The following is a 24,260-nucleotide window of genomic DNA, read 5'->3' as shown; positions in this document are numbered from 1 at the left end:
TGTCCACCCTACGTAGGAGTCAGCCATTGGCATTGGCCACCAGCGCAAAGGAGCTGAGGCTGACGCGGTGTTCGCGGGTCAGGTACTCGCGACGTTCCAGGCGATCACGCTGGAAGCGGCTGTCGCGGGACAGGCGCGAGAACCAGTAGAGCAGCTCGTCGGTGGCGCCCTCGGGTTCCTGTTCCAGCAGCCAGGCCATCAGGTCCGGCAGCGGCAGTGCCTGCTGGCAACGCTCGATCATCTCCCGCGCGGTGCGCGGTGCGCGCGGCTGCTCGCCCTTGCGCTTGCCGCTGGCCCGCGGGAACTGCGCCGGCTTCGGCTCGAAGCGGGCCAGGGCGTAGACGTAGGCTTCGACCTGGCTGGCAGTGCCGAGAAAGGTGCTCTGAGGACGGGTGAACAGCGGCAGCGAGGCCTGTGGTACGGCGTCCAGGCCCTTCTTGCGGATCGCCGACAGTGCCAGTGCCGCGCCGCGGGTCACGGCGTTGTGCCGACGCGCTTCCTCGCGTAGCGGCAGCAACAGCTCGCGGGCCTTGCGCAGGGTCAGCTGGGCGGTGGTCTGCATTTCCAGGATGCGCGCATGAGTGCGCAGCAGGAGGTCGTCGTCCACCAGCTGGCCGAGGCGCTGCTGTTCGCCGAGCAGCTTCATCAGCACCTGCTCGACGCGATGAACGCCCTGCTCGAACGCGCCGTCGGCGGAGACCAGCTGGATCATCGGCTCGACGTACTCGTCCCAGGTCGCCAGCACCTCTGCATAGCGCTGGCGCAGCGGGATCTGGCGGTCGCTGGTCTTGGCCCGGTCGGCCACCGCGACCAGGGCCTGTTCGTCGTTGTCGAGTTTCTTCAGTACATCGCGTACGCGCATGTCGAGCAGGCGCAGCTGGCGGGCCAGGTCGTTGCCATCGCGAATCTCGAACGCATCGAGGATATGCCCGGCCAGGCGCTCCAGATGGCGCAGGTAGGCTTCGATCTCTAGGCACAGGCCGAGGCGGTGCTCGCGGCGCAGGTAAGCGAGGAAGTCGTGGATCTGCGCGTTCAGCTCGAAGCGGTTGGGACTCTTGGCCACCGGAACCAGGATGTCCAGGCGGATCCACTGGTCGAGCAGGGCGGTGATGTCGGTGGGCGTGCCTTCGGGTAGCTGTGCGGCGAGCTGATGGCGCAACTCCACCAGGCTCAGGGTGCCGGCGTCGAAACGCTCGCACAGCGGCTCGAGCAACGTCCAGTGTTCGGCGAGGGCACGCAGTACGCGCTTGGGTTCGATCATCGTGGCGCCAGTCCAGCCAATGAAAAAGCGCCGATTGTACTGCATTGGGCCTTCGTGATGGGCGCGCAGACAATCGGCCACGCCGTCGCGGCACGTATGGAGGCGTCACCTGAACGTCATCGCCTGAAGGTTAGCCTGGCGCCATTCGGCGACCGGTCGGGCAAGCCCGAACGTCACTAAACGTGACGAAGTGTCGATGTGCTATTTCGATCTCTGTCGGTTCCCGGCACAATTCGCACTTTTTTGCAAAAAGCGAGCTGTCGGTTCCGCCGGCGACTCCCTCGGGGCACGAACAGATGATCAAGACGCCGTATTACCTCATCGACAAACAGAAGCTTCTGGGCAATCTCGAGAAGATCGCCTACGTGCGTGAGCAGTCCGGCGCCAAGGCGCTGCTGGCACTCAAGTGCTTCGCCACCTGGTCGGTGTTCGACCTGATGCAGCAGTACATGGACGGCACCACCTCGTCATCGCTGTACGAGCTCAAGCTCGGCCGGCAGAAGTTCGCCGGCGAGACCCACGCGTACAGCGTGGCCTGGGCCGACGACGAGATCGAAGAGATGGTCGCCAACTGCGACAAGATCATCTTCAACTCCATCGGTCAGCTGGAGCGCTTCGCCGAGGCGACCGAGGGAACCATCCGCGGCCTGCGCGTCAATCCGCAGGTGAGCAGTTCGGACTACCTGCTGGCCGACCCGGCGCGGCCGTTCAGCCGCCTGGGTGAGTGGGATCCGGCCAAAATTGAAAAGGTCATGGGGCAGATCTCCGGCTTCATGTTCCACAACAACTGCGAGAACTCGAGCTTCGAGCTGTTCGACAAGATGCTGAGCACCATCGAGGAGCGCTTCGGCCATTTGCTGGAACAGGTCCAGTGGGTCAGCCTCGGCGGTGGCATCCACTTCACCGGCGAAGGCTATCCGCTCGATGCCTTCTGCGCGCGACTGAAGGCGTTCTCGGAAAAGTTCGGCGTGCAGGTCTACCTGGAGCCGGGCGAGGCGGCGATCACCATGAGCGCCTCGCTGGAAGTCACGGTGCTCGACACCCTGTACAACGGCAAGAACCTCGCGGTGGTCGACAGCTCCATCGAAGCGCACATGCTCGACCTGCTGATCTACCGCCTCAACGCCAAGATGGCGCCCAACGACGGCGAGCACAGCTACATGGTGTGCGGAAAGAGCTGTCTGGCCGGCGATATCTTCGGTGAGTACCAATTCGATCGTCCGCTGGCCATCGGCGATCGGCTGTCGTTCATCGACGCGGCAGGCTACACCATGGTCAAGAAAAACTGGTTCAACGGTCTGAAAATGCCGTCCATCGTGGTAAAGCAGCTCGACGGCAGCGTCGAGGTGGTTCGTGAGTTCGACTTTAACGATTACCTGTCCAGCCTTTCCTGAGGCCGCAGTACAAGGGGGTGAAACAATTGAAGAAAAACGTTCTTATCATTGGCGCAGGAGGTGTTGCCAAGGTGGTGGCCCACAAGTGCGCGCAGCACAACGACGAACTCGGTCGTATTGCTATCGCGTCGCGCAGCATCTCCAAATGCCAGGCCATCATCGACAGCGTCCAGGCCAAGGGCGGGCTGAAGCAGCCCGGCGAGATCAAGGCCTATGCGCTGGACGCCATGGACGTGGAAGCGACCAAGGCGCTGATTCGTGAAACAGAATCGCAGATCGTCATCAATGTCGGTTCTGCCTTCCTCAACATGTCCGTGCTGCGCGCCTGCATCGACACCGGCGCCGCGTATCTCGATACCGCGATCCATGAAGAGCCGGGCAAGATCTGCGAAACGCCGCCGTGGTACGGCAACTACGAGTGGAAGCACCTGGCCGAATGCCAGGAAAAGGGCATCACCGCCATCCTCGGTGCCGGCTTCGACCCGGGCGTGGTCAACGCCTACGCCGCTCTGGCCCAACAGGAATACTTCGACAAGATCGAGTCGATCGACATCCTCGACGTCAACGCCGGTTCCCACGGCAAGTATTTCGCCACCAATTTCGACCCGGAAATCAACTTCCGCGAATTCACCGGGCAGGTTTACAGCTGGCAGAACGGCCAGTGGACGACCAACCGCATGTTCGAGGTCAAGCGCACCGACGACCTGCCGGTCGTGGGCGAACAGAGCCTCTACCTGACCGGTCATGATGAGGTGCACTCGCTCTCCAAGCACCTCGACGTGCCGAACATCCGTTTCTGGATGAGCTTCGGCGAGCATTACATCAACGTCTTCACCGTACTGAAGAACCTCGGCCTGCTCTCCGAGCAGCCAGTGCGCACCGCCGAAGGCCTGGAAGTCGTTCCGCTCAAGGTGGTCAAGGCCGTGCTGCCCGATCCCGCCTCGCTGGCGCCGGGCTACACCGGCAAGACCTGCATTGGCGATCTGGTCAAGGGCACCAAGGGTGGGCAGCCGCGCGAGCTGTTCATCTACAACGTGGCCGACCATGAAGAGGCCTACGCCGAGACGGACAGCCAAGGCATCTCCTACACCGCCGGCGTGCCACCGGTTGCCGCGGCGCTGCTGATCGCCCGTGGCGAGTGGGATGCCAAGCGCATGGTCAACGTCGAAGAACTGCCGGCACAGCCGTTCCTCAAGCTGCTCGATGTGATGGGCCTGCCCACTCGCATCAAGGACGAGCATGGCGATCGTCCCTGGGATCAGGCCATCTGATTCCTGTCTGCTGAATGAAAAAAGGATCGCCTCGGCGATCCTTTTTTCGTTTCAGGGCTAACCTCAGACCGTGACCACGCCAAACACCACGGCTGCCGCCAGCATCACCAGGCTGATCCCCCAGGCCCACAACACGGTGTAGCGGATGTGCTTGTACAGCTCGACACCGGCCAGGCCGATGGCCAGGTACACGCTCGGCACCACCGGGCTGATGCCGAAGCCGGTGTTCTCGCCGATCAACATGGCGCTGGCCACGGCCTGCGCGTCGACACCCGCGGCTACCGCTACATCGCGGATCACCGGCAGCAGGGCGAAGTAGTAGGCGTCCGGCGAGAACAGCATGCCCAGTGGTACACCGAAGGCGCCGATGATCACGTGCAGCCAGTTGGCCGAGCCTTCGGGCAGTACGTTGATCATCCAGTGCGCCATGCCGTCGGACATTCCGGCTCCTGCCAGTACGCCGAGCAGGATGCCGGCCGCCAGCATCACCAGAGCCATCTGCATGGCATCGCTGGCATGGCGCAATACGGCCTGGTTCTGCTCCGCCAGGCTCGGGTAGTTCAGCACCAGGGCGACGCCGAGGCCCACCATGAAGCAGGCGAACAACGGGAAGGCGCCGGTGAACAGACAGACAAGGATGATCAGGGTCAGCACCAGGTTGGCCCAATAGCGCCAGCTAAGCGGGCTCAACTGACGGCCGTCGTCGCCGGGTTCTGCCGTCTGCGCAGCTTCATGGCCGGCGAGCATGCCATGGCCAAGGGGGCTGCGCTGGGCGCGCAGGCCAAGGAATACCGCCAGGGCCATCACCAGTGCCAGGCCGACCGCCTGCACGGGAATCAGCGAGATCCACAGCTGCGAGGCGTCGATGCCGGTCACCGCCGAGGCGCGCGCCGTGGTGCCGCCCCAGGGCACCATGTTCATCACCCCGGCGCTGAGCACCACCAGGCACAGCAGCATTTCGCGCTTCATGCCCAGGCGCAGGTACAGCGGCAGCAGGGCCGGAATCACCAGCAGGAAGGTGGCGGCACCGATGCCGTCCAGATGGGTCACTGCCGTCACCGCGACAGTGACCACCGCTACCGCCAGCGGCTTGCCGCCGGTGCTGCGCAGCAGGAAGTTGACCAGCGGCGCGAACAGACCACGCTCACGCATGACGCCGAAGTAGAGGATGGCAAAGATGAACAGCGTGGCTGTCGGAGCCACGGCTTTCAGCCCCTCGGTGATGAACTTGCCGATTTCCCCCAGGCCGAAACCGGCGAGGGCGCTGGCGATCACCGGCAGGGTGACGAAGGCGACCAGCGGGCTGATCCGGCGCAGCAGGATCAGGGTGACGATGAGAAACATCAGGCCGAAGCCCAGGGCGGTGATCATGTCGATCTCTCCGGTGTTGTTATTGTTGGAGACAGGGAAGGGGGCTCAGTCGGGAGGCGGCAACCTCAGGCCGAGCAGCGCGTAACTCATGCTCTTGCCGTGGCGGTCCAGCCCGGGGCTGGCGTTGACGCCACCTTCCAGGGCGTGCTCCACCACGAAGTTGAGGCCGCCCAGGTTCGGCAGCTCGTAGCGTTTCACCGTGCCGATGGCGCGGTGGCTCAGGCAGCCGGCGACTCGTTCGCAGGTCAGCTCACGGGCCAGCCAGGCATAGTGCTCAGCGGCGAAGGCGAACACCGCCACACTCAGGGTGTTGCCCTTGTCACCGGCACGGGCGTGGGCGTAATCGCACAGCAGTACATCGATCATCAGAACCACTCCAGCCGTTGCCGCACCGCGGTGCGCTCGATAAGGAAACTGGCGGTGCCGAGGGATTCGCCGATATGCCGGCGTACGCCGCCACCGCCGGCTGGGCCGTTGGTGTAGAGCGATTCGGCATCGAGCAGCAGGCGTTCCAGCAGGGTCTTGTCGCGATCCAGGAAGCTGATGCGCAGGCGCACGTCCTGGCAGTCGGCCGCCTGTGCCAGGCGCTGCTGCAGCCATTGCCCGCCAGCGTCGTTGAACAGGCTGGCGACGCCGATCACATCGATCCACGGCGTGAGCTGCGGCGCCAGCTTGGCGCAGCGTTGCAGCAGGATGTCGCGCGCCAGCGCGGCGCGAGCCACGGCGCCCGGGCCCGCGTAGGAAATCTCCGCTTCGGCGAACCACTTGCCGCGCAGGCCGACCAGGCCCTTGAGGTGCTTGGGCTGCGGTTTGCCGCGCACGCCCTCTACCGCCACCTGATCGCTTGCGACCTGCCGGACGCGCACCTGGCTCAGGTCCATGATCACATCCGGCGTCAGGTAGCTGGCCGGGTCGTGCACCTCGTAGAGCAGTTGTTCCTTGACCGTGCGTTCGGTGACGCAACCTCCGGTGCCAGCCGCCTTGCCGATGACGATCTGCCCATCGGCCGTGACGCTGGCGATGGGGCAGCCGACATTGGCCAGGTCCGGTACGTCCTTCAGACCGGGATGAGCGAAGTAGCCACCGCTGACCTGGGTACAGCATTCGAGCAGGTGACCGACTGCCGTGGCCTGGGCGATGCGGTCCCAGTCATCGGCCTTCCAGCCGAAGGCATGGCGCAGCGGTCCCACCGCCAGGCTGGGGTCGGCGACTCGGCCGCAGAGGACGATGTCGGCGCCCTGATCCAGCGCCTGGACGATGCCGTCGGCACCGCTGTAGACATTGACCGAGACCACTTCGCCGTCGAGTTGCGCGGGCAGCCATTGCGGCAGATCGATGCCGCTGCCGAGCAGGTCGTCGCCCAGTACGCAGGCGATGCGTGCCGCTTCGTGGCGTGTGCCCTGCAGTTGCTGGCGCAGGCGCGTAGCGGCTGCGGTGGGGTTGGCGGCGCCGCCGTTGGTGACGATGGCGATGCCGGCGTCCAGGCAGGTCTCCAGCACCGGTTCGAGAAAGTCGAACAGGCGCAGGGCGTAGCCGCTCTGGGCATCGTTGAGGCGGCGTAGCTGGGCTTCGGCCAGGGTGCGCTCGGCCAGCAGTTCGAAGAACAGGAAGCGCCGGCCGTCGCGACCGGCGAGGTCGTTGGCCAGCGCCAGCGCGGCATCGGGGCGATCATTGGCGAAGCCCGCGCCGCACCCGATATGGACTGTTGTGGTCATTGTCGATCCATTACACGGTCAGGTATGCAGCCAGGGTGATGCCTGTGGATTTAGTTGTGAATTCGAAATGTGATATGAATTGATAAGGGAATTTTATAAGTTGCCGAGCCATGGACATCAGCTTTCGCCAGCTTCAGGCCTTCGTCCTGATTGCCGAACACCGCAGTTTCAGTCGCGCCGCCGAGCAGGTTCACCTGTCGCAGCCGGCACTCAGCTACAGCCTGCGCAAACTCGAAGACGCCCTCGGCTTGTCGCTGCTGGCGCGCAACACGCGCAGCGTGGAGTTGACCGCCGCCGGCCTGCGTTTTCTCGAGCAGGCTCGCCGCCTGCTGCGTGACATGGACAACGCCGTGCACGACGCGCATGAGCAACTGCATCTGGAGAGTGGTTCGCTGCGCATCGCCGTGTTGCCGTCGGTGGCCATCGAGCCCCTGCCAAGGGTGTTGCAGGAATACCGGCGGCGCTATCCCGGTATCGACATCAGCCTGCATGACGGCCGCGCCGGGGAAATCCGCCAGTGGGTGAGTGCGGCCGAGGTGGATTTCGCCATCACCTCGGCGGTCGATGACCTCGGCGCGCTGGATTTCCAGCCGCTGTACGACGACAGCCTGGTATTGCTGGTACGCGGCCACGAACGCCTGCGCGGCAAGGCTTTGCTCGCTGCGCTACGTGAACAGGACTACATCGCCACCACCCGCGATACCAGCCTGCGCAGCATGGCCGATGAAACACTGCAGCGCATGGGGCTGTTGCGTGAACCAGCGTGGGAAGTGGCGTACATGAGCAGCGCCGCCGCGCTGGCGCGTGCGGGCTTGGGCTTCGCCCTGCTGCCGGCCAGCGTGGCCGACACCTTCAACAGCGACGGCAGCCTCGCCGTGCACCAGCTCGACGAGGCGCCGGCGCGCAGCATCGGCCTGCTGCAGCGCAAGCCGTGCTACCTGAGCCCGCCGGCGCAGGTCTTCGTCGCGCTGTTGCAACAGCAGGTCGGTGGGGCTCTCGGCACGACTACCGAGTCACGCGGCGATTTCGCCTCCTGAATCGATCGTGCTGGATCGCTCGGGTAGAGCGCCAATGTGCGCCTGGCGCCATGCCGGCGGCGCCCGCGCCGTCACGCTCCGGGTCGGCCTCGCCGCGCCGTCGGGCTGAGGAGCCGCTCTTGCGCGAGGCGGGTGATACCTCGGTGAACGGTTTGCCGGCGCCCACCCTGATGGGCTTGCGCGGGCATCCGCCGGGCAGCCTGCAGCTGCTCCTTCCCGCCCCGTCCATTTCACGCGACAATCCGCCCACACAGGCGCCCTGTCAGAGGCGCTCGGCAGCCGTGAGGATTTCCTATGAGCAGCAACGATCGCGTCATCATCTTCGACACCACCCTGCGCGACGGCGAGCAGAGCCCCGGCGCGTCCATGACCGGTGAGGAAAAGCTGCGCATCGCCCGGGCGCTGGAGCGGCTGAAGGTAGACGTGATCGAGGCGGGCTTCGCCATCGCCAGCCCCGGCGATTTCGCCGCGGTGAAGCTGGTCGCCGACAATATCAAGGACAGCACCGTGTGCAGCCTGGCGCGCGCCGTCGATGCCGACATCGAACGCGCTGCCGAAGCGCTGGCCGGCGCCAACTCCGGGCGCATCCACACCTTTATCGCCACCAGCCCGATCCACATGCAGTACAAGCTGCGCATGCAGCCGGACCAGGTGGTGGAGCAGGCAGTGCGCGCGGTGAAGAAGGCGCGCAGCCTGTGCGCCGACGTGGAGTTTTCCTGCGAGGACGCCGGCCGCTCGGAGATCGATTTCCTCTGCCGCATCATCGAGGCTGCCATCGACGCCGGCGCACGCACCATCAACATTCCGGACACCGTCGGCTACGCCATTCCGCACCAGTACGCCGACACCATCCGCCAGCTGCTCGAGCGCATCCCCAATGCCGACAAGGCGGTGTTCTCCGTGCATTGCCATAACGACCTCGGTCTGGCCGTGGCCAACTCCCTGGCCGCGGTGGTCGCCGGTGCGCGCCAGGTGGAATGCACCATCAACGGCCTGGGCGAGCGCGCCGGCAACGCCGCGCTGGAGGAGATCGTCATGGCGATCAAGACCCGCCAGGACCTGCTCAACGTGCACACCCGCATCGAGACCGAGCACATCCTCGCCGCCTCGCGCCTGGTCTCGGGCATCACCGGCTTTCCGGTGCAGCCGAACAAGGCCATCGTCGGCGCCAATGCCTTCGCCCACGAGTCGGGCATCCACCAGGACGGCGTGCTCAAGCATCGCGAGACCTACGAGATCATGTCCGCCCAGTCGGTGGGCTGGAACGCCAACAAGATGGTCATGGGCAAGCACTCTGGTCGCGCCGCGTTCCGTTCGCGCCTGGAGGAGCTGGGCATCGCACTGGAAGGCGACGAGCTGAACGCTGCCTTTGCCCGCTTCAAGGAGCTGGCGGACAAGAAGCATGAAATCTTCGACGAAGACTTGCAGGCGCTGGTCTCCGACACCCTGGCCGACGAGGCGCCCGAACACTTCAAGCTGGCCAGCCTGGAGGTGGCGAGCAAGACCGGCACCACGCCCGAAGCCAAGCTGGTGCTCAGCGTCGATGGAGCAGAGCGCAGCGCCCAGGCCGAAGGCTCCGGCCCGGTGGACGCCACCTTCAGGGCCATCGAGGCGGTCGCCGGCTCCGGTGCCACGCTGCAGCTTTACTCGGTCAACGCCATCACCCAGGGCACCGATTCCCAGGGCGAGGTGACCGTGCGGCTGGAGAAGGGCGGGCGCATCGTCAACGGTAACGGCGCCGATACCGATATCGTCGTCGCCTCGGCCAAGGCTTATCTCAACGCGCTGAACCTGATGCAGGTCGGCGCCAAGGCTCATCCACAGGTGGAAGGCGTTTGATCAGTGAAACCCGGCGTCGGGCCTACCTCGACGCCATGCAGGTAGCCAGCTGGCTGCCACGTACCGAGCTGCCGTTCGCTGCCCCGTCGCGGCTCGAGCTGCTGCAGCCGCCGGTTGCCGAGCCGGAGCCCGCGGCAGCCGTCGCGCCCGTGGCCGAGGTCGAGGCTGCACCGGTCGTCGAGCGGCCAGCCGTGGCGCCGACCGTCGAACCGACCCCGGCACCGCGCCCACGTATCGCCATGCCGGAGCCGAAGCCCGTGGCCGCGACCGACAGCCCTGGCGAGGAGGCCGCCGCCGAGCCCGCCAGGGCCATCGAGCCGCCGCCGCGCTTCTCCCTGCAGCTGCTGCGCGCCGGCAACGTGTTGCTGGTGGTGGAACTGCCCACCGGCGAATCCTTCCAGAGCCGTGACCCGGCCTACATCCTGCTCAAGGACCTGCTGCGCGCCGCCCGGCTGCCGGACAAGCCGCAGCAGGTCGGCGACGGCGAACCGATCCGCTGGCCGCTGCTGCACAAGGGCAGCCTTGACCAGGGCGCCGAGGCTGCGCGCGATTACGTGCAGGGTGTGATGGCTGCCGAGCTGGAGCAGATGGGCTGCGACTGCATCTGGCTGATCGGTCGCCCGGCCCTGCGCTTCGCGGGCGAAGTGGACGTCGACAACTGCTATCGCGAGGTGGCCGTGGAAGGGCTAGGTCGCGCCCTGGCGATGCCGGGGCTGGAAGCCTTGATGGAACAGCCGGCCGCCAAGGCCGAGCTGTGGAAGGCCATGCGCCGCAGCATGCCGCGCTGGCACATAGGTTCGTGAGTACGCGTGATGAGTGATGCAGTCAGCTTTCGCCCGATGACAGCGGCGGATATCGAAACCGTGCTGAAGATCGAATACGCCGCCTTCAGCCACCCCTGGACCCGCGGCATCTTCAACGATGCGCTGACTGCCTACGAGTGCTGGGTGATGTTCGAGGGCGAGCAGCAGGTCGGGCACGGCGTGATCAACGTGATCCTCGACGAGGCGCACCTACTCAATATCACCGTCAAACCGCAGAGCCAGGGCCGCGGCCTCGGCCTGCGCCTGCTGGAGCACCTGATGCAGCGCGCCCGCGAGCGAGGTGGCCGCGAATGTTTCCTCGAGGTGCGCGCCAGCAACGCGCCGGCCTACCGCCTCTACGAGCGGTACGGCTTCAACGAAGTGGGCCGCCGCCGGGCCTACTATCCGTCGGCCGATGGCCGCGAAGATGCGCTGGTGATGGCCTGCACGTTGCTGGATTGATGGCGCGTTTTTCCATGGGGCGGGCTCAGCCCGCCGCCTTGCGAGGCATCGTTCTCTTGTGGGCTAAGCCCACCCCGCGATCGGTGCGGCAGGCGGCCCGATCACTCCCCCGGACGCTTGTCCCGGCCTGAATCCAGCGGGGCGTCGCCCTCCAGTTCATCGTCCGACAGCACACTGTCGTCCTCGCGCAGCACCGCGTCGCCACCGCTGAGGCCGGTGTCCTCGTCGCCCTTGGCGGGGCCATCCCAGGGTTTGCCGTCCAGCGGGTCGTAGCGGCCCAGCTCGGCTTCGTCGAGGTCCACGTCTGCGCCGATCTCGTGCTCGGACACCACGCTCAGATCCTGATCCGCCGGGCCGCCGTGGCCGCGTTCGCGGGGTGAGCGCGAGCCGTCGTCCGGAATCTGCGTCTCTGGCGCCAGGTCATCCATGGTGGTCTCGCCGCCGGGCACTTCGCCGACCGTCATGCCGGCCTCGGCCTCGCGCTCCGGCGGGAACTGATCGGCGATTTCCTCGGCCGGCACCTGATCGCCGATGCGGCCCTTGCGCTCGTCCCGGCGCTGGTCGAAGTCGAGCGGCTCCATCGAGCCCATGCGGTCCTCGGTGTCGTCGATTTCCGTCGGGGTATAGGGTTTCTGATCGCTCATGATCGTCTCCTGTCAGGCCATCGGTCTTGCAGGTTGTGACCCGGCCGCTCGATGAAGATTCAGGTGCGCCGCTGGCCGGAACCGGCATCCGGGGCCATCCTTGATGGGCTGCGAATTCGGGCTGCAGTACCTGACCGGCAGGCGAGCGAAATGGGACGAACCACCGCGCGTGATCCGGAGTCCTACCTGCATGAACGATCAAAACGACCAACCTGCGCCTGAGGCTCGGCGCTGCGCTTTCTTCTTCGACGTCGACGGCACGCTGGCTGAAATTCAGCCCCGCCCGGAGCTCGTCTTCATTCCACCGCCCACCCTTGTGGCCCTGGAACGACTGCATGCCGACGGGATTCCCGTCGCCGTGATCTCCGGGCGCCCCCTGGCACAGCTCGATGCGTTGCTGGCGCCGCTGCAACTGCCCGCCGCCGGTGTGCATGGCGCCGAGCGCCGGGATGCCGAAGGCGAGTTGCGCAACCTGGCGCTGGATGCCCGGCAGCTGGAGCGCATCCAGCGCGAGCTGGTCGAAGCCTGCAGCGAGCACCCCGGCTTGCATCTGGAGAACAAGGGCGTCGCGTTCGCGCTGCACTTTCGCCTGGCGCCGCAGCTGGAACAGATCGCCCGCGAGCTCGCCGAGCATTTCGCCGAGCGCTACGCCGAGGTGCTGAGCCTGCAGCCCGGCAAGTGCGTGTTCGAACTCAAGCCACGCGGGGCGAGCAAGGGTGAAGTCATCCGCGCCTTCATGGCGGAGGTGCCATTCGCCGGCCGCACCCCGGTGTTCGTCGGCGATGACCTGACCGACGAGGCGGGTTTCGCCGCCGTCAATGCGCTGGGCGGGCGTTCCATCAAGGTCGGCGAGGGGCCCAGCGAGGCTCGCGAGCGGTTGCCATCGGTGCATTCGGTCGGCGGCTGGCTGGAACAGCTGCTGAGCGAGCTCGGCGAACCGGCCGGATCTATAACAAAACCAGACTAGAGCGAGATTTTTGCCATGAGCCGTTTAGTAGTGGTTTCCAACCGAGTCGCGCCGATCAAGGCGGGCAAGGTGGCTGCCGGAGGGTTGGCCGTCGGTGTCTACGATGCCCTGCGCCAGGCCGGAGGCATCTGGTTCGGCTGGAGCGGCGAGGTCAGCGCGACCCCGACCATCAACACCGAGGAAGTCGGCAACATCACCTATGTCACGCTGCCGCTGAACAAGCGTGACTACGACCAGTATTACCGCGGCTTCTCCAACGCCACGCTGTGGCCGATCTTTCACTACCGCATCGACCTGGCCCGCTACAGCCGCGAGGAATACGACGGCTACCGGCGGGTCAACGCCATGCTGGCCGAGAAGCTCATGCCGCTGCTCAGGCCCGACGACATCATCTGGATCCACGACTACCACCTGATCCCGTTCGCCGAAGCCTGCCGCCAGCTTGGCGTGCGCAACCGCATCGGCTTCTTCCTGCACATCCCGTTTCCGGCGCCGGAAATCCTCACCGCCATCCCGCCACACAACGACCTGCTCAAGACGCTCTGCTACTACGACCTGATCGGCTTCCAGACTGACACCGACCGCCTGGCCTTTCAGGACTACATCACCCGCGAGGTGCGTGGCGTCATCGAGCCGGACGGCAGCCTGACCGCCTATGGGCAGAACTTCCGCGCCGGGGTCTACCCCATCGGTGTGGTGCCGGACGAGATCCAGCAGCTCGCCGAAGGCTACAAGGGCCGCGCGCACCCCATGCGCCGCGCCACCGACACACGCCGCCAGACCATCATCAGCGTCGACCGGCTGGATTACTCCAAGGGCCTGGTGGAGCGTTTCCGCGCCTACGAGGAATTTCTCGACCGCTACCCGGCGCACCGCAACAACGTCGAGTTCCTGCAGATCGCGCCAACCTCGCGCTCCGACGTGCGCACCTACCAGCACATCCGCGAGCAGCTGGAGAGCCAGGCCGGGCACCTCAACGGGCGCATGTCCGACCTCGACTGGACGCCGCTGCACTACCTGAACAAGAGCTACGACCGCCGCGTGCTGATGGGCCTGTTCCGCGCCGCCGACGTCGGCTTCGTCACCCCGCTGCGCGACGGCATGAACCTGGTCGCCAAGGAATACGTCGCTGCCCAGGACCCGGAAGACCCCGGCGTGCTGGTGCTGTCGCGCTTCGCCGGCGCGGCCCGTGAACTGACCTCGGCGCTGATCGTCAACCCGTACGACTGCGTCGGCATGGCCGAAGCGCTCGACCGGGCGCTGAACATGTCGCTGGCCGAACGCAAGGATCGCTACGAGCACCTGATGCGCGCCATTCGCGCCGCCGACCTGGACGCCTGGCGCGACAACTTCATGCGTGATCTGCGCTCGTTCATCTCGCAACCCAGTGCCCAGCGGGCGAAGAAGGTCGAGCTGGTCGAACCCGAGTGAGCCGCGGCGGCTTGTCAAAAGCCTGCAGCGACTCGTAAGGTGCCGAGCCGACCCACAGGGACACATGAGATGAGCGAACTGGACCCGCTGTTCGAGAACAACGCCCGCTGGGCCGAAGCCATCAAGGAAGAAGACCCGGATTTCTTCCAGAAACTGGCCCGCCAGCAGACGCCGGAGTACCTGTGGATCGGCTGTTCCGATGCGCGGGTGCCGGCCAACGAGATCGTCGGCCTGCTGCCGGGCGACCTGTTCGTTCATCGCAATGTCGCCAACGTCGTGCTGCACACCGACCTCAACTGCCTGTCGGTCATCCAGTACGCGGTGGACGTGCTCAAGGTCAAACACATCCTGGTCACCGGCCACTACGGCTGCGGCGGCGTCCGCGCCTCCATGCGCGACGACCAGCTGGGCCTGATCGACGGCTGGCTGCGCAGCATCCGCGACCTCTACTACGAACACCGCGTGCACCTGTCCAAGCTGGCCAGTGAGGAAGAACAGGTCGACCGCCTGTGCGAGCTCAATGTCATCCAGCAGGTCGCCAACGTCAGTCACACCACCATCGTCCAGAACGCCTGGCACCGCGGGCAGCCGCTCGCCGTGCACGGCTGCATCTACGGCATCAAGGATGGCCTGTGGAAGAATCTCAACGTCACGGTGAGCGGGCTCGACCAGTTGCCCTCGCAATACCGTCTGCGCCCGCCGCGCCAAGTCTGATGAGTGCGCGTCAGGGCCCGGCCTTCGCCGGTCTGCTTATCGCCGTGCTCTGCTGGAGCGGCAACGCCCTGGTCGGCCGCGCCTTCCATGACAGCATCCCGCCGCTCAGCCTGTCGTTCTGGCGCTGGGTGCTGGCTACCAGTTTGCTGCTGCCTTTCGTCGCCAAGGGCATCTGGACGCACCGCGCCACCCTGCGTGCCGCCGGCTGGCGCCTGCCGGTCCTCGCCGCCATGGGCATCGCCAGCTACAACTCGCTGCTCTATACCGCCGCGCAAAGCACCGAGGCGATCAACCTCACCCTGGTGAACACCTGCCTGCCGCTGGCCACCTTTATCGGCGCGGGCTTCCTGCTCGGCGAATGGCCGCTGCGCCGCGCCTGGTTCGGCATGGCCGTGGCGGCGGGCGGGCTGCTCTACCTGATCAGTCGCGGCAGCTGGCAGACCTTCGCCAGCCTGTCGTTCCAGCGCGGCGACCTCATCATGCTGCTCGCCGTACTGGCCTGGGCGCTCTATACGCTGCTGCTGCGCCGCTGGGCCAGGCACCTGCTGGTGCCGCCGCTGGTGCTGCTGGGCGTGCTGATGCTGCTCGGACTGCCGCTGATCCTGCCGTTCTACCTGCTGGAACTGGGCCGGGTAGGGGGCTTCGCCCTCACGCCGAGCAACCTTGCCGCCATCGGCTACACCGCCGTGTTCGCCTCGCTGGTGGCCTACGTCGGCTGGAACCATGGCGTGAAGATCGTCGGCGCGGGCAGGGCGGCCATGGTCATGTACCTGATGCCCGTGTTCACCGCGCTGCTCGGCTGGCTGCTGCTGGGCGAGGCCCTGCGCACCTTCCACTGGATCGGCGGCGCCCTGATCTTCGCCGGCCTGCTGCTGGCCACGCGGCCGTCGTTCCGCTAGGGCCGTAGGATCCCGATCTGGGCTGCCGACCAGCGCGGCCCGGGCTAGGCGCCCCCACCTACGCGGCCCGACCGTTCGTAACTAACCGTTTGAAAAGGATAAAAAATCTGCGGAGCCAGGGTTGACAGCCCAAACCGACCAGAGAATAATGCGCGCCACTTGGCTACATAGCTCAGTTGGTTAGAGCGCAGCATTCATAATGCTGATGTCCCAGGTTCAAGTCCCGGTGTAGCCACCAGACAAAACAAGGGGTTAGCGAAAGCTAGCCCCTTTTTTGTTTGTGCCGGTGACTACACGCAGTCCACGGCTCGCTTTAGCAAAAGAATGCTATGAAGAAAATCGCCTCATGGCTGTTCAGAGCTGCAATGGTTCTAGGCGCGCTTGGGTGGACTGCCCTTGCTTTGCTAAGTACGGAATGCCTGTTCTTTCTCGGACCTGAAGACAGCCAGACCGAATCTTTTGCCGTCTCCTTCTATGTCTATCAACTCCTTTTGCTACCGGCGACCGTGTTGTCACTCGTTGCTTTCGTGTGGCTGACGAGGCGGCAGCACAATACGGCTTTGCTCTTGATCATCATCCCGTTTCTGTTCGTTAAGTTTCACTTGTTCTGATCTAGAGCGGTTAGCTTCTGTTGTGCGAGCGGCGAGAGCCGCAGTGCCGATTCCAGATGATCCGGCGACAGGTGCGCATAGCGCGTGGTCACAGACATGTGTCCCAGGGAACCTGATGCCTCGCCCTCGCTTAGTCGCCTTCCGCTAGACAACCAAAGGCGCCTGGCCAAAGCTAGCCGCCTTTTTTCGTTCCTTTTGTTTGCTGTTCCGTTTACCGAGGTAAACCATGCGTGAGCGTTTCGATGAGATTCGTGCCGAGCGGGATGTTCATTCCGTGGAGCCGGTTGTTTACAACCGTGATCCCCATGCCGGGCTGTGGAAGCAGATCGCACTGGGGATCGTGGTGGGTTATCTGGCGTTGGGTCTGATTAGCGCCGTGGGTTGGGCGGTGTTTGCGCGGTTCGCCTTGGGCGGGCTGCAGATAGCGGTGCCTTGAGGTCGGGCGTTTGCCCGGCGCACAGGCCGCAACGGTAGGGATTCCGGTGCATGGCGGGCCGTTGACCGTGCCGTGCGGGCGGCGCAGAATCGCGCCATTTGGCGGGGCGACCCAGCCTGCAGGTTTTCTTTTGTGTAGTAAGGGCGTGCGATGAATACCTTTCTGACGGCGGTCTCGGTGGTCGTTTGTGTGTTGGCGATCAGTGCGGGTGTGATGCTCGATGTTCGGCACAAGCCGAGCGACGAGGCGAAGCGGGTGTATACCGCCGAGCGGGTGAACGAGATTCTGCGGCGTAATACGAAGCACAGCTGAGCCGCAGGCGAGGCTGAAGCGTGAAAACAGGCGGCCCGAGGGTCGCCTTTTTCATGCCCGGAAAAAAGCCGGGCGCGGGGCCCGGCGAAGTCCAACGAGGAGAGGTGCTGTGGCGTGGTGCTTACCAGAGTGGCAGGCTGTAGCTGACGATAAAGCGGTTCTCGTCCAGATCGCTGCCGAAGTTGCTGCGGGTGGTGGCGTTGCGCAGGCGCAGGCCGAGGTTCTTCAGCGGGCCGCTCTGGAACACGTAAGCGAGGTCGGTATTGCGTTCCCAGGTCTTGCCTTCGCTGGCGCCGGGGCCGCGGTCGACGTTGTCGCCGGAGAGGTAGCGGGTCATCAGGCTCAGGCCGGGGATGCCCATGGCGGCGAAGTCGTAGTCGTAGCGGACCTGCCAGGAGCGTTCGTCCTCGTTGCCGAAGTCGTTGATCTGCACCAGGTTGACCAGCGAGTTGTCGCTGCCGGCGATGTAGGCGAATCCGGTGTCGCCGTTGAGCTGCTGATAGCCGGCACCGAAGGCGTGGCCGCCGAGCTTGTAGGTGAACATGGCGCCGAAGGCATCGGCGTCGACGTTGCTGCCGCCGTCGTCGGTCTGGTGCACGTAGCGCAGGTCGGTCTTGAAGTTCTGCTTGTCGCCGAGCGGCAGCACGTGGACCAGGCCGAAGTTGTGTTCCTTGTAGATGCCGTCCAGCCCGCCGTAGAAGTAGCTGGTGCTGAGCTCGGGCGACCAGGCGTAGCGTGCGCCGGCGAAGAGGAATTCGTCGCTGCTGGTCTGGCTGCCGAACTGGATGTTGCGGCGGCCGCCGTTGAAGGCGGTCATTTCCTCGTTATCGGAGGAGTTGCGCTGGTTGACGCGGTCGAGCTTGCCGAGGTCCAGGGTCAGGCCGTCGATCTCCTTGCTCTGCAGCCAGGCGCCGCGATAGGTCTGCGGCAGCAGGCGGCTGTCGTTGCGCATCACCACCGGCAGGATGGGTTGCAGGGTGCCGACGTGCAGGGTGGTGGCGGACAGTTTGGCCTTGGCCGTCACACCGGCGGAGCCGTAGTCGTCCTGGGCACGGTTGGGGGCGTCGCGGTCGCTCTGCAGGATGCCGGTGCCGACGCGGTCGGGGCTGGAGTCGAGCTTCACGCCGAGCAGGCCGATGGCGTCCACGCCGAAGCCGATCGGGCCTTCGGTGTAGCCGGATTCCATTTTCAGCATGAAGCCTTGGGCCCATTCCTCGGCCTTGGACTGGCCGGTGCCGGAACGGAAATCGCGGTTCATATAGAAGTTGCGCAGGTCGATGCTGGCCTTGCTGTCTTCGACGAAGGCGGCGCTGGCGGGGTGGGTGGCGATCACTACGGCGCCGCCGCAGAGAATGTGGCAGAGGGATTTGTGGTGCAGTCGCATGGTATTTCCTCTTGTTGTTGTTTTGGGCCGCTCTTGGGCGGCTACTGGGCATAGAGCGAAAGGCGTGCCAGTGGCGGAAGTAGCCGGGCTGTTCGGCTGGATCGGGCGTGCCAGAGCGCTTGCGCGTCGCATTGCCTTGGCGCGGGAGCGGCATGGGAAGCGTCTGGCTGGCTGGACATGTATGGCGCGCGGCCAGCTTTGGCGAGGCGGTGTCCAGCGCGGCGGACGGTTGGAGGAGGGCGCCGGCCGGGGAGCCGGCGCCGGGTCAGGTGCTAGCGGGTGCCCTTGCGGCTCTGCACGCAGACGAAGCTTGTGGCGGCATTCACGTCGCCCTTGCCAACGTACTTCGGCCAGCCGGGGTATTCGCACAGCGGGCGGGTGCGGCCGGGCACGCCGACGCTGTCGGCAACGATCTGCCTGCGCGGCGCACGGCCCTGTTCGACCCATTCTTCCAGTGCGCTCAGCGAATCCCAGGCAGCGTTGAACACGGTGCTGGCGGCGTGGCCGTAGCCGGGGATCTCGTAGTAGCGCAGGAAGCGCTGCGTCTTGCCCGGGCCCATGTCGCGGCGCACACGCTCGTAGTACTCGGCGGTGGCGCGGGTGCTCACCAGTTGGTCGGAGCTACCGTGGGCCATGAGGATCTTGCCGCCGTTGCGGGCGAATGCGGACAGGTCGGTCCGGTTGACGTCCTGGCGCAGCGACAGCTCGCTGATGCGCGCCTGCCACGGGCCGGGGTTCTGCGGGTCGAGGGTCAGGGAGTTGAAGGTGGGATTGCGCGTCACGAAGAAGCGCACCCATTCATCCCAGAAGCCGGAATGGTAGGGCGCGCCCTCGGCGAAACCGGTGCCGTGCACGGGCATCGGGTAGCTCGGCTGCAGGGTGTTGAGGCCGAGGCGGTTGACCACCAGCTGCACGCCTTCACCCGGCCGGCCGAGGTCGGTGCCCCAGGTGTTGAAGCCAGGGTAGTGGGTCTCGCCGCTGGCCAGCGGGAAGTTGAAGCGGATCGGGCTGTTGAACACCCGCAGCGCCTGGATCTGCGCATCCGACAGGCAACGCTGCGAGGTGTCGGCACCGCCCGGGCAGCGTAGCGGTTTGCCGTTGAGCTTGGCGCGGGCCGGGTCGAACTGCGCATTGCACGCGGCCTGATGGCTGATCACGCCGTCACGCACGCCGTCCAGCCCGTCACAGGCCTGCATCGCGGCTTCCAGCAGTGCGGCACGTTTCTCCAGGCTGGGAAAGGCGCCGGGCTGGGCGAGGGCGCGGGTGATGCGGCCGAACTGCAGGTCCAGCGCCAGGGCGTTGTAGGCGGGGTAGAGGACGATGGCGCCGTGGAAGTCGGTCGGCCATTGCTGCACCACGGCCAGTGCCTCGCGGCCACCGGTGGAGCCACCGGCGAAATAGCTGCGCTCGGGCGCGGCGCCGTAGCGTTGTTCGATCAGGTAGATGGCGGCATCGCGGGTTTTCTTCAGGGCATCGTGGGCGTAGTTGGCCAGGGCTTCGTCGTTCCAGGCAAAGGAGCCGGGGCTCGCCGGGTCGGCGACGTGCCCGGAGTCGCTACCGAACACCGCGTAGCCACGGCCGAGCGGCGTGGGTTGATCCAGCGGGCCGGCAGGGACGTTGCCGGCGACGTTCGGCACCGTGCCGTTGTAACCGCCGCCGCCGAACATCATCGCCTTGCGGTTCCATTGTTCGGGCAGCACCAGGCGCATGCGGATTGCCGGTGCGGCGGGATCGACCGGGCGAATCTCGGCGCTGATATCGCAATAGGCGCCAAAGGTCTGCGGGGCGCTGCCGCCGGCGGCCACCGGGGTCGCCGCCGTGACGCGGGCGCCGCTGGTAGGCAGGCCGATGGCCTCGGCCGGGATCTCGCGACCGAGCAGCTCGGTGCAGGTCGCCGCCTGGGCGGACTGACTGGCCAGCAGCGCCAGGGCGAGGGAGGCCAGAGGCAGGGAACAGCGCGCAAGCGAGTTGCAGGATGGATGCATCATTGAGGCTTTCCTTCTTCTTGTTTTCGGGCCATGCGCCGGGTAGGCGCATAAGCGCTCAAGCCAATGACATGCCAGCGGACGGAAGGAAGGGAGAGCAGGCGATGGCCGGTCGCCGCGCTTGCGGCGAAGGCTCTGGCGCAGGGATCGGGTCGATAACGGGGAAGGTTGCGCGAGGCGCCTGGGGCTCAGGCTGGCGAGGCAGGATGTCCGGCGCGCTGGACGACTGTCCGCCGCGCCGGACACTCAGGTGGCTAGTTGTAGCGGCCGTTCAGCCCGCCGACGCTGTAGCGCCCGGCGCCGAGCAGCAGGATGGCCAGCGAGCCGAACAGGAACAGGCCCTGCAGTTCGATGGCCCAGCCGCCCATCGGCCCGATGTCGAACAGCTCGGCCCGGTGCGCCAGGGCGAGGGCGACGACCATGTTGCCCAGCATCAGCAGGGCGCCGAGGCGGGTATACAGACCGACGATCACCAGCAGCGGGCCGACCACTTCGCCCAGGAACACGCCATAGGCGAGAAAGGCCGGCAGCCCCATGCCGGCCAGCATGCCGCCGATACCGTCGACGCCATGCAGCAGTTTGTGGATGCCATGCAGCAGCATCAGTACGCCAACCGAGAGCCTGAGAACGAGTTTGCCTGCATCGTCTGTCATCTTCGCGCATCCCAGTTGCGGCGCCGGGAGTCGGCGGCCCTGATTCCAATGTAGATCAGCCGCTGTGACATTGCCGCGTCGCGGTTGGCGCCGACCCGCGCGTTAGCCCGCTCAGCGCTGGCTCAGGCCATGCTGCTGCAGCTTGCTGTAGAGGCTGGCGCGGGAGATGCCGAGTTCCATGGCGGCGCGCCGACGGTTGCCCTTGCAGGCGGCCAGTGCACTCTGCAGGGCGCGGCGCTCGGCCTGGGCGAGAGTCTGCGCCAGCGGTTGCAGCGGCAGTTCTTCGCTCGGCGCCGCCTCGCTTGGCAGGACAGCGCTTGGCGCGCTTGACGCATAGGCCGGCGCGTCGGCCGAGCGCGCCTGCTCGCCCAGCAGCGGCAGCAGGTGCGCAGCCTGCAGCTGCGGGCCATCGGCGGACAGCTGCGCGCGCTCCAGCAGGTTGCCCAGCTCGCGCACGTTGCCGCGCCAGGGTTGCGCGCAGAGCAGCGCCAGCGCTTCGGGGCTCAGCTCCATGGGCGGTTGGCCGGAGCGGTTGGCGATGTCGTCCAGCAGGTGCTCGACCACGGCGGGGATGTCGCTGGCGCGCTCGCGCAACGGCGGCACGCGCAGGGCCAGGACGTTGAGGCGGTAGTAGAGGTCGTCGCGGAACTGGCCGGCGGCGACCTTGGCTTCCAGGTCGATATGGGTCGCGGCGATCACCCGCACGTTGAGCGCCTTGACCTGGTTGGAGCCCAGCGGCTCGACCTCCTGCTCCTGCAGCACGCGCAGCAGCTTGGCCTGCAGCGGCAGCGGCAGGTCGCCGATCTCGTCGAGGAACAGCGTGCCGCCGTTGGCCACCTCGAACTTGCCGATGCGCGCCTTGCGGTCGGCACCGGTAAAGGCGCCGGGGGCGGTGCCGAACAGTTCGGCCTCCACCAGGCTTTCCGGAATCGCCGCGACGTTGACCGCGACGAAGGGCCCGCGCGCCCGCGGTGAGAGGTTATGGATGCCCTGGGCCAGCAGCTCCTTGCCGGTGCCGGTCTCGCCACGCAGCAGCACCGTGGCATCGAGCTGCGCGGCGCGCCGGGCCTGACGCTTGATTTCGCTGGCAGCCGGGCTGTTGCCGATGAAACCGGCGATGGTGTAACGCGCCCGGCGTGCCTTGGCCAGTTCGTTCTGGGTGGCGACCAGCTGGGTCTGCAGGCTGGTGTACTTGGACATCAGCGGCTTGAGGTGGCGGGCGCGGTCGAACAGCACGAAGCCCAGCGCGCCGACCAGGGTGCCGTCCTCGTCGCGCAGTGGAATGCGGGTGACCACGAAGTGCTCGTCGCCGAAGGCCATCAGGTCGAGCATGCTCGGCTGGCCGCTTTCCACCACCTCGCGCAGGCGGCTGGCCGGCAGCACTTCCTCGATCTCCTTGCCGAGCACGCTGGACGGATCGCGAATGCCGACCTTCTCGGCGTACTTGTCGTTGATCCAGACGATGCGCGCCTGACGGTTGACCGCGATGGTGCCCTCACACTGCGCGTTGAGGTGATCGAACAACAGAGGCATGGCCACGGCACGGAAACGTTCCGGGGATACGCCGACGATCAGGCCGTGGTTGTCGAGTGCGTCGCGGGCAATGCTCATGGGCAGTCAGGGTCCGTTCTGGAGCGGCCGATTATGGTTGGCCCCGGCTGCCACGGGCAAGGCAACCGGGACATGCTCAGGGCTGGGAATACACTTCGTTCGGCAGCCAGGTGGCCAGCGGTGCGAAATAGAACACCAGGGCCAGGCCGAGCAGCTGGATGAGGATATAGGGCAGCACGCCGAGGTAGACATCGCGGGTAGTGATGCCCGGTGGGCAGACGCCCTTGATGTAGAACAGCGCGAAGCCCACTGGCGGTGTGAGGAACGAGGTCTGCAGGCAGAGCGCGAAGAGAATCGCGAACCACAGCGGATCGACGCCCATGGAGAACAGCACCGGCGCCACCAGCGGCAGGATGATCAGGGTGATCTCCACCCAGTCGAGGAAGAACCCCAGCAGGAAGGTGATCGCCAGCACGGTGAGCAGCACGCCGGTCTGGCCGAACGGCAGGCCGGTGAGCGCCGCGCGGATCACATCGTCGCCACCCAGGCCGCGCAGCACGGCGGCGAATACCGTGGCGCCGATGAAGATGCCGAAGATGAACGCGGCGGTGCGGCTGGTCTGATACAGCGCATCCTTGAGCACCGGCAGGCTCAGCCGGCGGCTACCGGCGGCCATCAGCAACGCACCGAAGGCGCCCACCGCAGAAGCCTCGGTGGTGGTGGCGATGCCGAAGAAGATCGAGCCGAGCACGGCGAAGATCAGCGCCAGCGGCGGCACCACGGCCCAGAACACGTCGAGCAGGGCACGGCCGTCGAGCTTCGGCCGGTTGACCGGAGCCGGGGCGAAGTCTTTTTTCAGCCAGGCGGTGATGACGATGTACAGCACGTACATCAGCGCCAGCATCATTCCCGGAATCAGCGCGCCCATGAACAGCTTGCCCACCGAAGCCTCCGAGGTGCCGAGGCGGTCGGCCATCAGGACCAGCATGATGCTCGGCGGAATCAGAATGCCCAGCGTACCCACCGAGCAGGCAGTGCCCACCGCCAGGCTCTTGTTGTAGTTGGCCTGCAGCATCGGCCCGATGGAGAGCATGCCGAGCAGCGCCACCGAGGCGCCGACGATGCCGGTGGAGGCCGCGAGCAGGATGCCGACCACCACCACCGTCACCGCATAGCCGCCGCGCAGCGGACCGAGCACGCGCACCAGGCTGTGCATCAGGCGTTCGGCGATGCCGGAGCGGTCGAGCATGATGCCCATGAAGATGAACAGCGGCAGGGCCACCATCAACTCATTGGCGACGATGCCGTAGATGCGCGCGTCGAGCACGCCGATGGTGCCGTCCCAGGTGAACCAGAGATTGGCGTCGAAGTGTTCGACCAGCACATAGCCGAGCACGGCGAACAGCAGGCCGATGCCGGCCAGCGACCAGGCGACCGGGAAGCCGAGCAGCAGCAGGCCCATGAAGCTGGCGAACATGGCGATGACGAGGATTTCTTCCAGACCCATGATTGCGACTACT

At 66.0% G+C, this 24,260-nt stretch carries 23 protein-coding genes and 1 tRNA gene; 14 read left to right on the top strand and 10 right to left on the bottom strand.

The genetic code is table 11. The features are described from left to right. Positions 1 to 19: 19 nt before the first annotated feature. Entirely contained in the window at positions 20 to 1,306 is a 1,287-nt protein-coding gene (gene mksB / locus ACVRRC_RS14505) for an Mks condensin complex protein MksB (protein ID WP_013983819.1), read from the bottom strand. Between the two features lie 251 nt (positions 1,307 to 1,557). On the opposite strand from mksB, the gene ACVRRC_RS14500 reads away from it, so the two are divergent. Continuing rightward, on the top strand, positions 1,558 to 2,655 hold the full coding sequence (locus ACVRRC_RS14500; RefSeq protein WP_014597552.1) for a carboxynorspermidine decarboxylase: 1,098 nt from the start codon (positions 1,558 to 1,560) through the stop codon (positions 2,653 to 2,655). 26 nt (positions 2,656 to 2,681) lie between these two features. Further along, positions 2,682 to 3,926, top strand: coding sequence for a saccharopine dehydrogenase family protein (locus ACVRRC_RS14495; RefSeq protein WP_472997148.1), 1,245 nt, complete (start codon positions 2,682 to 2,684; stop codon positions 3,924 to 3,926). Positions 3,927 to 3,989: 63 nt separating this feature from the next. On the opposite strand, the gene ACVRRC_RS14490 is transcribed toward ACVRRC_RS14495, so the two are convergent. From ACVRRC_RS14490 to ACVRRC_RS14480, 3 genes are read right to left on the bottom strand one after another with little or no spacing between them, the layout of a single operon-like run. Further along, positions 3,990 to 5,297, bottom strand: coding sequence for a citrate:proton symporter (locus ACVRRC_RS14490; RefSeq protein ID WP_313288957.1), 1,308 nt, complete (start codon positions 5,295 to 5,297; stop codon positions 3,990 to 3,992). A 45-nt stretch (positions 5,298 to 5,342) separates the two neighbouring features. Next, a complete protein-coding gene (locus ACVRRC_RS14485) occupies positions 5,343 to 5,663 on the bottom strand; it encodes an AtuA-related protein (protein WP_313288955.1) in 321 nt (106 codons plus the stop codon). Continuing rightward, a complete protein-coding gene (locus tag ACVRRC_RS14480; RefSeq protein ID WP_048329764.1) occupies positions 5,663 to 7,012 on the bottom strand; it encodes an acyclic terpene utilization AtuA family protein in 1,350 nt (449 codons plus the stop codon). Before ACVRRC_RS14480 ends, ACVRRC_RS14485 begins: the two co-directional genes overlap by 1 nt. A gap of 110 nt (positions 7,013 to 7,122) precedes the next feature. Here ACVRRC_RS14480 and ACVRRC_RS14475 point away from each other — a divergent pair, with 110 nt between their 5' ends. From ACVRRC_RS14475 to rimI, 4 genes are all read left to right on the top strand, one after another. Then, positions 7,123 to 8,049, top strand: a complete 927-nt coding sequence (locus ACVRRC_RS14475) for a LysR family transcriptional regulator (protein WP_108242242.1) — start codon at positions 7,123 to 7,125, stop codon at positions 8,047 to 8,049. A 294-nt stretch (positions 8,050 to 8,343) separates the two neighbouring features. After that, on the top strand, positions 8,344 to 9,888 hold the full coding sequence (locus ACVRRC_RS14470) for a 2-isopropylmalate synthase (RefSeq protein WP_472997147.1): 1,545 nt from the start codon (positions 8,344 to 8,346) through the stop codon (positions 9,886 to 9,888). Continuing rightward, a complete protein-coding gene (locus ACVRRC_RS14465; protein ID WP_061373107.1) occupies positions 9,885 to 10,691 on the top strand; it encodes a hypothetical protein in 807 nt (268 codons plus the stop codon). Before ACVRRC_RS14470 ends, ACVRRC_RS14465 begins: the two co-directional genes overlap by 4 nt. Positions 10,692 to 10,700: 9 nt before the next feature. Beyond that, the gene (gene rimI, locus ACVRRC_RS14460) at positions 10,701 to 11,153 is read left to right on the top strand and encodes a ribosomal protein S18-alanine N-acetyltransferase (protein WP_014597543.1); all 453 of its coding nucleotides are present in this window, start codon (positions 10,701 to 10,703) and stop codon (positions 11,151 to 11,153) included. A 101-nt stretch (positions 11,154 to 11,254) separates the two neighbouring features. On the opposite strand, the gene ACVRRC_RS14455 is transcribed toward rimI, so the two are convergent. Then, positions 11,255 to 11,797, bottom strand: a complete 543-nt coding sequence (locus tag ACVRRC_RS14455) for a hypothetical protein (RefSeq protein WP_013983812.1) — start codon at positions 11,795 to 11,797, stop codon at positions 11,255 to 11,257. 190 nt (positions 11,798 to 11,987) lie between these two features. Here ACVRRC_RS14455 and otsB point away from each other — a divergent pair, with 190 nt between their 5' ends. From otsB to ACVRRC_RS14415, 8 genes are all read left to right on the top strand, one after another. Further along, the gene (gene otsB / locus ACVRRC_RS14450; protein WP_472997146.1) at positions 11,988 to 12,764 is read left to right on the top strand and encodes a trehalose-phosphatase; all 777 of its coding nucleotides are present in this window, start codon (positions 11,988 to 11,990) and stop codon (positions 12,762 to 12,764) included. A 15-nt stretch (positions 12,765 to 12,779) separates the two neighbouring features. Then, on the top strand, positions 12,780 to 14,195 hold the full coding sequence (gene otsA, locus ACVRRC_RS14445; RefSeq protein WP_037002483.1) for an alpha,alpha-trehalose-phosphate synthase (UDP-forming): 1,416 nt from the start codon (positions 12,780 to 12,782) through the stop codon (positions 14,193 to 14,195). 69 nt (positions 14,196 to 14,264) lie between these two features. Continuing rightward, on the top strand, positions 14,265 to 14,909 hold the full coding sequence (can, locus tag ACVRRC_RS14440) for a carbonate dehydratase (protein ID WP_020308441.1): 645 nt from the start codon (positions 14,265 to 14,267) through the stop codon (positions 14,907 to 14,909). Further along, on the top strand, positions 14,909 to 15,808 hold the full coding sequence (locus ACVRRC_RS14435; protein ID WP_019406308.1) for a DMT family transporter: 900 nt from the start codon (positions 14,909 to 14,911) through the stop codon (positions 15,806 to 15,808). The genes can and ACVRRC_RS14435 overlap by 1 nt, the downstream gene beginning before the upstream one ends. 161 nt (positions 15,809 to 15,969) lie before the next feature. After that, positions 15,970 to 16,046 (top strand) — tRNA-Met (locus ACVRRC_RS14430). 91 nt (positions 16,047 to 16,137) lie between these two features. After that, positions 16,138 to 16,419, top strand: coding sequence for a hypothetical protein (locus ACVRRC_RS14425; RefSeq protein ID WP_472997145.1), 282 nt, complete (start codon positions 16,138 to 16,140; stop codon positions 16,417 to 16,419). A gap of 226 nt (positions 16,420 to 16,645) precedes the next feature. Further along, positions 16,646 to 16,855: a hypothetical protein gene (locus ACVRRC_RS14420; RefSeq protein WP_013983798.1), complete on the top strand. Its 210-nt coding sequence runs from the start codon at positions 16,646 to 16,648 to the stop codon at positions 16,853 to 16,855. A 150-nt stretch (positions 16,856 to 17,005) separates the two neighbouring features. Then, positions 17,006 to 17,167: a hypothetical protein gene (locus ACVRRC_RS14415; RefSeq protein ID WP_014597539.1), complete on the top strand. Its 162-nt coding sequence runs from the start codon at positions 17,006 to 17,008 to the stop codon at positions 17,165 to 17,167. Between the two features lie 121 nt (positions 17,168 to 17,288). On the opposite strand, the gene ACVRRC_RS14410 is transcribed toward ACVRRC_RS14415, so the two are convergent. The 5 genes from ACVRRC_RS14410 to ACVRRC_RS14390 all read right to left on the bottom strand — a co-directional run bounded on the left by ACVRRC_RS14410 (position 17,289) and on the right by ACVRRC_RS14390 (position 24,247). Further along, positions 17,289 to 18,551, bottom strand: coding sequence for an OprD family porin (locus ACVRRC_RS14410; protein ID WP_472997144.1), 1,263 nt, complete (start codon positions 18,549 to 18,551; stop codon positions 17,289 to 17,291). Positions 18,552 to 18,823: 272 nt separating this feature from the next. Next, complete coding sequence (locus ACVRRC_RS14405) at positions 18,824 to 20,539, bottom strand: tannase/feruloyl esterase family alpha/beta hydrolase (protein ID WP_472997143.1); 1,716 nt, start codon at positions 20,537 to 20,539, stop codon at positions 18,824 to 18,826. 251 nt (positions 20,540 to 20,790) lie between these two features. Beyond that, entirely contained in the window at positions 20,791 to 21,189 is a 399-nt protein-coding gene (locus tag ACVRRC_RS14400) for a DoxX family protein (RefSeq protein WP_011914299.1), read from the bottom strand. Positions 21,190 to 21,300: 111 nt separating this feature from the next. Beyond that, positions 21,301 to 22,800 (bottom strand): sigma-54 interaction domain-containing protein, encoded by a 1,500-nt coding sequence (locus tag ACVRRC_RS14395; protein ID WP_017245606.1) that lies wholly within the window; start codon positions 22,798 to 22,800, stop codon positions 21,301 to 21,303. A 76-nt stretch (positions 22,801 to 22,876) separates the two neighbouring features. Then, positions 22,877 to 24,247, bottom strand: coding sequence for a TRAP transporter large permease (locus ACVRRC_RS14390; RefSeq protein WP_011914297.1), 1,371 nt, complete (start codon positions 24,245 to 24,247; stop codon positions 22,877 to 22,879). Between the last annotated feature and the right edge of the window lie 13 nt (positions 24,248 to 24,260).

Source organism: Stutzerimonas sp. LR2, from assembly GCF_055755175.1.
The sequence above is the reverse complement of the archived record's forward strand: the minus strand, read 5'-3'. Positions and strand labels throughout refer to the sequence as shown.